This is a genomic window from Alkalihalobacterium alkalinitrilicum, from assembly GCF_002019605.1.
Classification (GTDB): domain Bacteria; phylum Bacillota; class Bacilli; order Bacillales; family Bacillaceae_F; genus Alkalihalobacterium; species Alkalihalobacterium alkalinitrilicum.
Map to the genome: position 1 here is coordinate 217408 of NZ_KV917368.1, position 12404 is coordinate 229811.

A 12404-nucleotide genomic window follows, 5' to 3' on the forward strand; every position below is an offset into this window, starting at 1 on the left:
GAAAAAGTCCTCTAAAAAATATAGAAGTTTAGCGAAAAAAGGAATAATTTGTATTACTTTCCGAAAGGACTCGTGCCGTCTTGAATGACTGTTTTCATAACGTCCAAGTTAGGATAGTCGATCTTTTCATATTGAGCAATAACGGTTTTAGTATCATAAGGGACTCGCTGAATGGCAACACTAAATTGATCTCCTTTTTCTTCCACAATTACATAGGAGGAGAGTGGTTGGCCATCAAAGGGTAAACCAACACTGCCTAAGTTTGCAATGCATTTACTATTAAAATAACGAACGTATGGAAGGTGGATATGAGCATAAATGTATAAGTTAGCATTTGTAGATGTTATTAATTTTTCAGATAGAATAGACGTGTCAGTATCAGGTAAAACAACATCAAACAAACTTGTCGGTGTCGCGTGAAACGCGTATATATTTGTTCCATTCGGTAAGGTAATTTCTAAGTCGGTTGGTAGCTGCTCTAAATAAGATATGTCTTGATCATCCAATTGAGAAATACACCAATCTCTCTCTTTGTTCATCATTTCAAGTAAGTGATCAGGGACTTCGCCTTCATTAATTCCGCGAACAACCCACTCATCGGCATTTCCTTTAATTACTTTTGCATTTAAAGCTTGAACAAGTTGAAGTGCGCGTTTTGGCTCTGGACCACGATAACAAAGATCTCCTAAGACAAAGATTTCATCAACATCTTGCATTTGAATATCGTGTAAAACAGATTCAAGTGCTACTGCATTGCCATGGATATCAGAAAGGAAAGCATACTTCACGTTTTTCTCACCTCGAATTAGTCTATTACCAAAAGTATAGCAATCGTATCTTGGTTTGGCAAAAATAGGGGATAGACATTTTTTAATGAGGAATTTAGTTTAATTACGCTAAAACGATAGAGCAATAAGAAAGCCCTCAATTACTGTTATATCGTAATCGAGGGTTTCATAAAATGGGATTTTTATTGACGTAAAACTGGGAGTGTACAGCAGCGGAAAGACCCTCCAGATTTAATAATTTCAGATATATCCACTTCAATGATGTCAAAGCCACGTTCACGAAGCTTTCCATTAATTTGCTTATTAACAGGTAAGCTTAGGATTTTTTTATTTCCAATCGATAAGACATTTGTTCCCAAAGTAAACTGCTCTTCCTTTGATACTTCTATTAATTCATATCGAGAAGCCAGAATATCAATTTCTTTTTGTTCGAGTGCTTCAGGAAAGATTAACGCTTCATTTGGAGAAATGACGTTAAAAACACAGTCAAGATGAAGAAATTTTTCAACAAATGGAACAGTAATAACCTCAAATTGCGGTAGTAAGTTTCGTAAATGTTCAATTGATGCTTCATTTGTTCGATTACTTAATCCTATATATATTGTAGATCGATCAATCAGGACATCTCCACCTTCAATTTGATCACCAACCAGGTTATAATAGGAAATCTTTTCATTTTTTAACCACGTTTTTAAAATTTCTTCTTCTCCCTTTCTCACGTCATGGGCCATTTCAGCAACAAATATCGTTTGTCCTAGAGTAAAGCCAATATCTCTTGTGAACACTTGCTCTGGGAATTTAGCATGAGGTGAGAGTAAAACTACGTCAATACCGTGCTTCAACAATGTTTCAACGAATTGCTTGTGTTGTTGTAAAGAACGTTCAATATGAATTCCTTCATCTTTGAAATGTTTTTGGGTATCATTAATCACTTCACGAATGGTCATATGTTGTGGTTCACACAATATCACTTTTCGTAATGTGTCATATTCACTCATACAAAATGTATTTTGTTTGGCTTTAGCTTCTGTAGACATATAAATCCTCCCAGTTGTATCATTTCTTATAGTATTGCCTTTAACCAGCTCTGTATGTGTGAAAGGTACAGATGACTAATTGATTCATGATTTATGTCGACTTATGAGGTGGACTTGTATTATTATGTAAAATAAACTAATAAATAAAATATAGGGGTGGATTAGTTTGACTAGTGGTACTGATTGATCATTTTTGTAAATGTAGTATTGCCTGCACTATTAATATTTATGGTAGGTTTTCTTGTTCAAAGATGGAAAAGGATGGATTTAAGATCGATCTCAACACTTGCTGTCTATATTTTAACGCCAGCTTTAGTGTTTAATACATTTTATGATGTTCAATTAGATCAACAATATTTATTAATAACCGTATTTTCTCTTATTCTACTATTTGTGATTATTATTATTAATAAAGTTTATTCAAAATTTCGGAAGTATCCGCGGGATGTTGAGAGTGGACTTATCTTGTCAACTGCGTTTATGAACTCAGGTAATTATGGCGCACCTATCATTTTGTTTGCTTACGGTGAAACGGGATTTGCGTATGCTGTTTCATTTATGGTTTTACAGTCCGTTATTATGAATTTTTTTGGGGTATACTATGCAGCGAGTGGGAAATTAGGGTTTCGAGCCGCGCTCAGAACAATATCTGCTATGCCGCTAACGTATGCCATGATTATAGCGATTGCTTTTAACCTTTTTAATATTCCGCTTTCTGCCAATTTGTATTCTGCAATTGATCTTGTCGGCCAGGCAACGATTCCAGTCGTTATGCTTATACTAGGGATGCAATTAGCTGAATTAAAAGTGGATAAAGTCGTTAATAAAGAAAGACTTATTTATGGTACGACGGTAAGAATGTTTATCTCACCATTAATTGCATTTATCTTTATATTATTGTTTCCTGTAGATCCGCTATTAGCAAAAGTACTTATTGTATTAACGGCAATGCCTACGGCAGTCACAACGACAATGTATGCTTTGCAATTTAATACAACACCTAAGCTCGTTTCATCAATTGCACTTGTGACGACATTAGTAAGTGTAGTAACAATTTCCATTCTGTTAACGATTTTAGGGTAAACTAGATTCATAGTATGAGACTGAAAGGAGAACATAACATGGCAAAGGCATTAACAGGAAAAACAGTAGTTCTAGCTGCTTCGCGTAAAACAGAAGAAATGTCAACTTTGATTCAGAAACAAGGGGGAACCGCGATCGTGCGTCCTCTACAAGGAACCGTTTTTTTAGCTGAAGAACAAGTCGAGCCCGAACTTAAACAGTTAATTGAAGATGGTACCGATTGGGTGATTTTCACAACAGGAATTGGGACAGAAACGTTATTAAATATTGCAAAACAAAATGATTTAGAAGACCAATTTTTACATATAATTCGTCAAGCGAAGGTGGCTGCAAGAGGATATAAAACATTAAATGCTTTAAGAAAAATTGCAATTGAACCTGTTGCTCAAGATGATGATGGAACTACAGAAGGTCTTTCGCGCGCTCTCGCGAATTATGATTTCACAGATCAACGCGTTACTATTCAACTTCATGGTGAAACAGCACCACGATTAACCAGTTTTCTAGAAGGAAAAGGAGCGACGGTAAATCACATTCTTCCTTATCGACATATTGCCCCTGAAGAAGAAACAGTGAAAACATTGTGCGATGAAATTTTCGCAGGTGACGTCGATGCCATTTGTTTTACAACAGCTATTCAAGTTCGCCAACTTTTTCAGTATGCAAAGGAAAAAGAGAAATATGAAAAACTGAAACAATGCTTTAATACTCAAATCGTTCCAGTTGCTGTTGGTAAAGTGACAGCCGAAGCATTCAGAGAAGAGGACATCCACAACTATGTATCCCCTGAGCTAGAAAGAATGGGTGCGATGATTATCGAACTTGCTCGCTATTATGAAAGTCAAAGTGAAGCAAAATAAACATAGAGGCTGGAAACAGTCTCTTTTTTCATAAATGAATGTTTATTGAATAGTTTTATAAGGAGCATATAGTATGTCTATTGATGGTTTGCGTATATTTGTAACTGTGGTTGAACAACGAAATTTTTCAAAAGCGGCTAAAATCTTAAATTTATCCCAACCCAATGTAAGTTTACACATTCGTAATCTAGAAAATGAGTTTGGCTCAGTGTTATTTCATCGCTCTCCAAAACAAGTCAAAGTGACAGAAGAGGGTGAAATTCTTTATGTTCGAGCGAAACAAATTCTTTCACTTTATGATGGAGCAAAACAGGAGCTAAATGACCGAAAACATATTGTACAGGGAACAATAAAAATTGGAGCTAGTTTTACGATTGGAGAATACATATTACCAAGAATTTTAGCTAAATTCGCTAGCGATAATCGAGGAGTCAAATTTGAAGTTACCGTTGGTAATACAGAAGAAGTTATTGAACGAATTCGCGGAAATGATCTTGAGATTGGATTAGTAGAAGGGGAAGTTCCAAATATCGATATGAATGTGCAACCTTTCATGGAAGATGAAATGATTATGATTGCCCCTGCTCATCATACATTAGCTCAGTTAAGAGTGGTTAAGCCTGAAATGTTACAAGATGAAGTTTGGATTTGGCGTGAAACGGGTTCTGGAACTCGTGCCTATAGTGATCGATTTATGAATGAATTAAATTTAAATGTAAAGCACTCGTTTATTTTTAGTAGCAGCCAAGGGATTAAAGAGGCTGTTTCGGAAGGGTTAGGGATTGCTATGATTTCAAAATGGACCGTGCGTAAAGAAATCCAAGCAGGAACCATTAGAAAATTAAATATTAACAATCGTAAGTTCGTTAGACCCTTTTCCCTCGTTCAATCTAAAAATCCGGGTTATTCTAAGGCACACCAATTATTTATTGAAGAGATTGAAAAAGCACCAAGTTATTTTGAATAGATTCAAAATCATCTAAATATGTAGTTAGGTATGAATATGAATGGTCGGTTAGTGAATGATAAACTGAAAAGAAGAGCTTGGTCACTATCCAAGCTCTTCTTTTTAAAGAAAAGGATTTTAATTAGTTTCTAAGTATTTTTCAATGATATTTGCAATTTCAAATGTTGTATGAGAGAGCTCATAGTTTTCAACTGCATATTCACTATTTTCTTTATAAGCCATATCTTCGTTATAATGCTCTATATGGTTTTGAATGACTTCATCTGAATCACCACGTCCATATTGCCGTCTTTTTACGGTTTCCTCATCCGCATATACGAAAATACGGATCACTTTATCACCGTACATATCTTTTAAAATTTCGGCGCCTTCTTTATTCAGTACGACCCAAATACAGCCTTTTTTCTTGAATTTCTCTTCAATTTCTTTTTCTTTAATTCCATAAAGGTTGCCGTTAATTTCTACTTTCTCTAAAAATTCATCATTTTCGTAAGCTTTAAAGAAGTCGTCCTCATTTAAATAATGATAATCGACACCTTCTGTTTCATATCTTCTTTTTGATCTTGTTGTATGCGAGACGACACCGTTCATATGGAAGGTTGCACCAATAAGTTTTGCAATCGTCTTTCTCCCTGAACCATCTGGACCTGTAAAAACAAAAATTCGTTCACTCTCTTTTAAGTTATACATGCACATTCACTCACCTTTCATATGTATGGAATTACTTCTTTATTTTACCTCTTTTTTAAAAGAAAATCGAAACATATCTGAGAACTTTTTGTGCTTAATGGATTTTATAGGTATTTTAATGAACTTATTTCAAAATAATGTTTACCTTTTACTGTTAGAGTCTAATAAAGGGTAGAAGAATAGTTGTTCATTTCACGAATGTTAAATAATTTTCATGCGTAAAAGTTCGTAATTAAGCAAATAGATTCTTGATAAATTGTAATTTCTAAGTTAATATGTTCGTGTATAGAATGAAATTAGGGGGAATTATGTGATGTTTGGTGCACCATTAGGAGAAAATAAGAAAAAAATAATGTTACTAGGTTCTGGTGAACTTGGAAAAGAGGTTGTGATCGAGGCGCAACGTCTTGGTGTCGAGACAGTTGCTGTGGATCGTTATAAAGAAGCACCAGCGATGCAAGTAGCACATCGTTCTTATGTCATTGATATGTTGAATAGTGAGCAACTTCGTCACATTATTGAAGAAGAAAATCCCAATTATATCGTTCCTGAAATTGAAGCAATTGCGACTCATACATTAGTAGAATTAGAAAAAGAAGGGTTTAACATTGTGCCTAAAGCGAGGGCTACACAATTAACTATGGATCGGGAAGGTATTCGTCGGTTAGCGAGTGAAGAACTGGGACTTCCTACAGCAAAATATGCATTTGCAAATACGCTTGCTGAACTTGAAGAAGCAGTAAAGGAGATCGGTTTACCATGTGTCATTAAACCGATTATGAGTTCATCTGGTAAAGGGCAAAGTGTATGTCGCTCAATAGAAAGCATTGAGAAATCATGGAATGAAGCAGTTGAAGGGGGACGAGGGAAGCATTCACGAGTTATTGTTGAAGAGTTTATCCACTTCGAATCAGAAATTACGTTATTAACCGTCCGCTCGATGTCAGGTACTTCATATTGTGCTCCCATTGGACATGTTCAACAAGACGGTGATTATATTGAATCGTGGCAACCACATGCGATGACTAAAGAACAAATCGTCGAATCCGAGAAAATTGCAAAAGAAATAACTGATGCACTTGGAGGGTTTGGCCTCTTTGGAGTAGAGTTGTTTTTAACGCCGAATGGAGTTTATTTCAGTGAAGTTTCTCCGAGACCACATGATACAGGAATGGTAACATTAGCGACGCAGCAGTTATCTGAATTTGCTTTACATGTTCGTGCTTTTTTAGGATTGCCAATCCCAGAAATTCGCTTACTTTCACCTGGTGCAAGCCATACGATTAAAGCTTGGGAAGAGCATAAGGGGTATAAAATAGCAGGTGTTAAAGACGCTTTAATGGAGCCTGATACACAGGTTCGTGTGTTTGGAAAACCTGAAACAAAAGTTGGTCGAAGAATGGCAGTTGTGCTGCATACATCAGACTCAGTGGATATCTCAAGAGAGAAAGCAAAAGAAGCTGCTGAAAAAATTACTGTTACGTATTAAAAAAAGTACCAGGCCCCCTTACTATAAAAATAAAGCAAAGGTGTGTGTCCTGGTACTTTTTTAGTGTATATGCGCAAAAAGCTGTTACCCATCGCTATAAAAAAAGTAGCGCTACGATCGTTGAAACGGTTAGCCCGATAATGACAGGAATAAAGCTTTTTCGAACTAATTCCATAACAGGAATCTTTGCAAAACCTGCAATGGCAATTATCGGGGACCATGCAATTAACGTACCGCCCCCTACCCAAATGGCACCCATTTGTCCAATGGAGGCAAGAGTAGTTCCTTCAACAGCAAGATTTTGACTTAAAGCATCTGATAAAGAACCAATAAGAGGTAAGGCTGAAAATCCTGATCCGTCTAAGCCTGAAATCATACCGAGTAAAAGAATGCCAAAGCCTGTAATAAAGGCATTTTCAGGGATAGCGTGCTGTCCTGCTTGAACGAGATCAAATAAAAATGCGGGCGCTTGTTCAGGGTCTTCTAACTTGAAGATTTTTGCGGCGAAGTCGCCACTCCCAATAAAGAAAAACCCTGCAATTGGGATCACAACCCCCATCACTTTAAAGGCAAACATAAACCCTTTTGTAATATGGTCAGCAACATTTTTTAGTGACGATTTTATATTTTTAGCGAATGCAGCTCCAATAATGAGAATAACGGCGATACCACCAATCAGTGAGGCTCCAGCTCCACTTTCAATAGAAGGTACAGCATTGGAAAATGTTGCGAGGATAACATATGCAATGATCGCTAAAAAAGTAAGAGGAACGATTAGCGCAAATAGGAAACTATATTTTCTATTTACTGGTGCGTTTTGTTGTGGAGGACTAATCGCCTGATTTTGTTCTTGATCGTCTTCATCTGTTTGTTCCCATTTGATTAAGTTTTCTTTTGAAGGTTTTATGATTGACTTACGGATCATAAAATAGGCAATCGAAAGTGCGACCGCACCTGTTATCAGAGAAAGGATAAACGTTTTATCCGTAATTGCACTAACGTCTAAGCCTGCGGATGAAGCGGTCAACCCTGGTGCGACTCGAATGACAAAATCAGAAGACAACGCCATCCCGTGTCCTGCTAATGAAATAGCAATAGCAGCACCGATCGGAGGTAGACCTGCACGGATGGCTACTGGAATAAGGAGGGCGCCGATAAGTGGAACTGCTGGTGCTGGCCAAAAAAACAGGGAAAGTGCATAAGTTACAAAAACGAGTATCCAGAAGGACAAATGTCCATTTTTCATTACTTTTTGAAAAGGTACGATCATTTGTTCATCGGAGCCTATGGCTTTTAATGCGTGAAGAAGTGCGGTCATAATCGCGATGATGAGAAAAATATTAAACAGCTCTGCTGCCGCTGTTAAACTTGCGTTGAAGATGGATTGGACCCCCGTTAAAAATGAACCACTATAGATCCATCCTACGAAAAAGGTCATTAATAAGGCTGGAACAACGACGTTCTGCCTAAAAAGCATAGTGATGATAATAATACATGTACCAATCAGATACATCCAATGAGCTGCGGTTAATTCCATGAAATAGTGACTCCTTTCTAGGAAGGTAATCGTCAAACATTTTCATGGAATACTATATGTAAACGAATAGGCAAAGGTGCTAATTCCCTTTGTTGCATTAAAGAAATAAAGGGAATTAGCACCTTAATTAATTTCAACTTTTACTTTTATAATTCGGCGTTCTTCAGCTTCCTTAATGGTTATACTTAAATGTTCGTACTGAAGTTGCTCACCAACAGATGGAACTTTTTGAAACGCTTCAACTAACCATCCTCCCAACGTGTGATTGGTGCTATCGGGTAGTTCAATTTTCGTTAGTCTTGCGAAGTCATCTAGACCAAAGTCACCGTAAAATTCGTAAATATTTTCTTCTAATTGGTCTACACCTCGTACTTTATCGTCATGCTCGTCCCATATCTCGCCGACAAGTTCTTCTAAAATATCCTCTAACGTAATAATTCCAGATGTCCCACCGAATTCATCAATTACAACGGCCATATGTACTCGATTTTTTTGTAAAATCGGTAAAAGCGTTGAAACCGTTAATGTTTCTATCACGAACATTGGTTTTCGGGCGATTTCTCTAATGTTTACTTCTTGATGCTTAATAAGGTGAGAGAGGAAGTCACGTTCCGATAGGATACCAATGATATTATCAATATTTCCTTCGTATACTGGAATTCTTGAAAACCGTTCTTCTAATAATAAGGCTGTTACCTCATCAACTTCCATTTCAACATCGATCGCAACAACATCTGTTCGAGGTGTTAAAATTTCTACTACTCTAATGTCATTAAAAGCTAAAGAATTATGGAGAAGTTCTTTTTCATGATTTTCGATGACGCCTTCTTCTTCACTAATCGTAACCATTTCTTTTAATTCTTGCTCTGTTATCGAAGGGGTCAAATCCTGCTTCGTAACTAATACTGAAATTCTTTCCTTTAATCGGACTAAAATCCAAGTAAGTGGTTTAAATAATTTCATAAGAAATGTTAAAATACCAGCAATCTTTAAAGCAAATGGTTCCGCATTTTCTTTTGCGAGTGATTTTGGTAGAACTTCACCAAATATGAGGACAAGGATCGTCATAACAATTGTACTGACTAAGAGTCCAGTGTTAGCTCCAAATAAAGTTGTCGCAATTTGAGATGAAATGGTAGCTGCCGCTATGTTGACTAAATTATTTCCAATCAAAATAGTTGATAGTGCATGGTCAAAGTGCTGTGTAATAAAATAGGCTTTCTTTCCTCCAGAACGATTTTCTTCAGCATAACCTTTTAACCGAATTTTATTGGCGCTCGAATATGCTGTTTCGGCTGAAGAAAAAAACGCGGATAAAAATAAAAGAAAAATAAGAAATAGTAATAATTCAATAGGAATAGCAGACAACATGATCGCTCCTAATATGAAAGATATATTTTATAATTTGCCCCAAATCATGAATTTGATCATAAATAAAGGAAATTTATCTATTTTTTTAGAGAGATCAGAAAGGTATATCAACAATTTTTATGTCGTTGAGTAAATTACAATTAAGTGTTTCATTCGAAATTCTAGTATAGGAATTGATATAATGGATGAGGAATTAAAACATGGGGACTTATCATTCCTGCACTTTTCATTGTTACGATAGGCTAAACATAAAAATTGTTTATACATAAGAGGTGTCAAGATGGATTGGAAAATGAAATCGTTTGAAGAACTTACAAATTTAGAAGTACATAATATTTTAAAAGAACGAACGAACGTATTTGTCGTGGAGCAAAGCTGTGCGTATCATGAAGTCGATGGTTACGATCTTCTTTCTCACCATTTATTTAAAGAAAATGCTGGTGATGTTATCGCCTATTTAAGAATTCTACCAAGTAATTCCAAATATGAGGAATGTTCCATTGGTCGAGTCATTGTAAAAAAAGAATATAGAGGAACAGGACTAGCGAAAGAGATGCTTACACGTGCCATCGAAATAATCGAAAACGAGCTCAAAGAAACGAAAATCAAAATTCAGGCCCAACAATATCTTGAACACTTTTATGGTACATTTGGGTTTAAGACAATTTCTGAAGTGTATATGGAAGATGACATAGCTCACGTAGATATGGTTTATTCAAAAGCATAAGTTGTTTCAAGTTGCTAATATAAAGTGGAGAAAAGGCTGTCCTTTTTCACTTTATCTATCTAAAGTAATAAAAAAACAAACACCGCTATGCAAGTCAGCGGTGTTTCCAATTCAACCTTGGAATGATTTTCGTTTTTGTAGAAACTTCGGTTCAAGCCGCAGAAATAATTTGGATTTCGCGAGTGAAAAAATGATTAAAGCAATCCAAATAAATAAGAATGATCCAAAGTGAGCTACTGTAAATGGTTCTTGGAATAACATAATCCCAAGGAATAGCATGATAGTCGGTCCAATATATTGAAGAAATCCAATGAGTGATAAGGATATTCTTCTAGCAGCACTTGCAAATAACAACAGTGGGATTGCGGTTGCAATTCCAGCTCCAATAAAAAGTAACATGAGAATGGGAGAATCAAGTGTGAATGAACTAGTATTTGCTCGACTTATATACACTAAAAAGATTAGTGCAAATGGTGTAATAAATAAGGTTTCAAGTGTCAATCCTGTCATCGCCCCCACTTTAACGACTTTTTTACATAGTCCATAAAGGGCAAAACTTACAGCTAGTGTCAATGCCGTCCACGGAATGCTACCAAATTGAAACGTCATATGTAATACACCGACGAACGCTAATAGTACAGCAACTGCTTGCCAGAATGATAGTTTTTCTTTGAGAACGAGCACGCCAAGTATTACATTAACAATTGGATTAATATAGTATCCAAGGCTAACTTCAATTACGTGATCATTATTAACTGCCCAAATGAAAAGAAACCAATTGATACTAATGAGGAAGGATGCGAATAGGATATTAATCAATTGTTTTCGTTGCGAAAGGATCCCCCGAACTTCTTCTATGAAACTTTTAAACTTTCCAAGAGCAAATAAAATGATAAACATGAAAACTAAACACCATACAATCCGATGGGCAAGTACTTCTTGAGCTGGTACGGCGTCAAGTAACTTCCAATAAAGGGGTAAAATTCCCCAAAGTAAATAAGCGCCAACTCCGAATAACACGCCAAAAAGATGTTCTTTTGAATTTTCTTTTTCCAACATTATTTCCTCGATTCCAATTTTAGTAATTTGTAAGATTATTTTATGGCGGCTACTGGGAAAAAGCAAGACTTTTAGTTACTCGAAGGAAAGAAAGGATGATTGCTCTAAATAATATGAGTGATAAATGAAATGGAAATAACCGTTAAACATCAAAAAATAAACTTGCTTATTCCTAATACAATAAAAATGAAACCTGGTAAAACAGCAAGATAACGGGTGATAAACCTGTTTTTAATTGTACTTCCTTGAACAACACCGAACACAATTGCAAAAAAGAGAAAGATCCCGACAAAAAAAGCAAAACTATAAGAACGTCCAGCCAACCCAGCTTGTACTCCGTAAGCTAGTCCGTCAATATTAATAATAATGGCTAAACGAATTAAAAACGACGGTTGATAAAGGGGAGGGTCACTAATTAATTGATAGGTTCCTATCGTAATGAGCAATATCCCTGAAAAGACTTTTATTGCATACGTTGGAATAAGTTCTCCGACAATATTACCGAAAAAAAGAGCAATGAGCATAACAAATGCAGTAAAAATAGAAATGATAGTTAACGTAGAAATAGCAATCCGAATTTTTTTTAAGCCGAAAATAAATCCAATAATAAAGCCGTCAATACTAAGTAAAAACAATGAAAATATAAAAGCGAGTGCGTCCATCTTGAATTCCTCCTACCACTAATCATATTGTTAAATGGTAAAGTTTATTATCTACTTTTCTTAAATCAGACAAGGTACCTAGGAGGATGCTAGGTGCTGTAACTTTCGTATATACTTAATGGTGGAAAAACCGT

Annotated in this window: 12 protein-coding genes; 5 read left to right on the forward strand and 7 right to left on the reverse strand. The window is 35.9% G+C overall.

What is annotated here, in order from left to right:
• Window positions 1-53: 53 nt before the first annotated feature.
• Both BK574_RS01050 and BK574_RS01055 read right to left on the reverse strand, forming a co-directional pair.
• Window positions 54-788 carry a metallophosphoesterase family protein gene (locus BK574_RS01050; RefSeq protein ID WP_075386250.1) on the reverse strand — a complete coding sequence of 245 codons (735 nt, stop codon included), beginning with the start codon at window positions 786-788 and terminating at the stop codon, window positions 54-56.
• Between the two features lie 182 nt (window positions 789-970).
• Complete coding sequence (locus tag BK574_RS01055; RefSeq protein WP_078427119.1) at window positions 971-1825, reverse strand: dimethylarginine dimethylaminohydrolase family protein; 855 nt, start codon at window positions 1823-1825, stop codon at window positions 971-973.
• A 207-nt stretch (window positions 1826-2032) separates the two neighbouring features.
• Between BK574_RS01055 and BK574_RS01060 the strand changes: the two genes are divergently transcribed.
• From BK574_RS01060 to BK574_RS01070, 3 genes are all read left to right on the forward strand, one after another.
• Complete coding sequence (locus BK574_RS01060) at window positions 2033-2908, forward strand: AEC family transporter (protein ID WP_338020624.1); 876 nt, start codon at window positions 2033-2035, stop codon at window positions 2906-2908.
• A 38-nt stretch (window positions 2909-2946) separates the two neighbouring features.
• Window positions 2947-3768 carry a uroporphyrinogen-III synthase gene (locus BK574_RS01065; protein WP_078427121.1) on the forward strand — a complete coding sequence of 274 codons (822 nt, stop codon included), beginning with the start codon at window positions 2947-2949 and terminating at the stop codon, window positions 3766-3768.
• A 73-nt stretch (window positions 3769-3841) separates the two neighbouring features.
• The gene (locus tag BK574_RS01070) at window positions 3842-4735 is read left to right on the forward strand and encodes a LysR family transcriptional regulator (RefSeq protein WP_078427122.1); all 894 of its coding nucleotides are present in this window, start codon (window positions 3842-3844) and stop codon (window positions 4733-4735) included.
• Between the two features lie 117 nt (window positions 4736-4852).
• Here BK574_RS01070 and BK574_RS01075 read toward each other — a convergent pair whose 3' ends face one another.
• Window positions 4853-5425 (reverse strand): guanylate kinase, encoded by a 573-nt coding sequence (locus BK574_RS01075; RefSeq protein ID WP_078427123.1) that lies wholly within the window; start codon window positions 5423-5425, stop codon window positions 4853-4855.
• Window positions 5426-5738: 313 nt separating this feature from the next.
• Between BK574_RS01075 and purT the strand changes: the two genes are divergently transcribed.
• Window positions 5739-6914 (forward strand): formate-dependent phosphoribosylglycinamide formyltransferase, encoded by a 1176-nt coding sequence (gene purT / locus BK574_RS01080; RefSeq protein ID WP_078427124.1) that lies wholly within the window; start codon window positions 5739-5741, stop codon window positions 6912-6914.
• A gap of 94 nt (window positions 6915-7008) precedes the next feature.
• Here purT and BK574_RS01085 read toward each other — a convergent pair whose 3' ends face one another.
• Window positions 7009-8451: a hypothetical protein gene (locus tag BK574_RS01085; protein WP_078427125.1), complete on the reverse strand. Its 1443-nt coding sequence runs from the start codon at window positions 8449-8451 to the stop codon at window positions 7009-7011.
• Window positions 8452-8574: 123 nt separating this feature from the next.
• The gene (locus tag BK574_RS01090; RefSeq protein WP_139313821.1) at window positions 8575-9819 is read right to left on the reverse strand and encodes a hemolysin family protein; all 1245 of its coding nucleotides are present in this window, start codon (window positions 9817-9819) and stop codon (window positions 8575-8577) included.
• A gap of 283 nt (window positions 9820-10102) precedes the next feature.
• Here BK574_RS01090 and BK574_RS01095 point away from each other — a divergent pair, with 283 nt between their 5' ends.
• Entirely contained in the window at window positions 10103-10549 is a 447-nt protein-coding gene (locus tag BK574_RS01095) for a GNAT family N-acetyltransferase (RefSeq protein ID WP_078427126.1), read from the forward strand.
• Between the two features lie 111 nt (window positions 10550-10660).
• Here BK574_RS01095 and rarD read toward each other — a convergent pair whose 3' ends face one another.
• Entirely contained in the window at window positions 10661-11605 is a 945-nt protein-coding gene (gene rarD, locus BK574_RS01100) for an EamA family transporter RarD (protein WP_238457504.1), read from the reverse strand.
• Between the two features lie 152 nt (window positions 11606-11757).
• Window positions 11758-12270 (reverse strand): manganese efflux pump, encoded by a 513-nt coding sequence (locus BK574_RS01105; protein WP_078427127.1) that lies wholly within the window; start codon window positions 12268-12270, stop codon window positions 11758-11760.
• Window positions 12271-12404 lie beyond the last annotated feature (134 nt).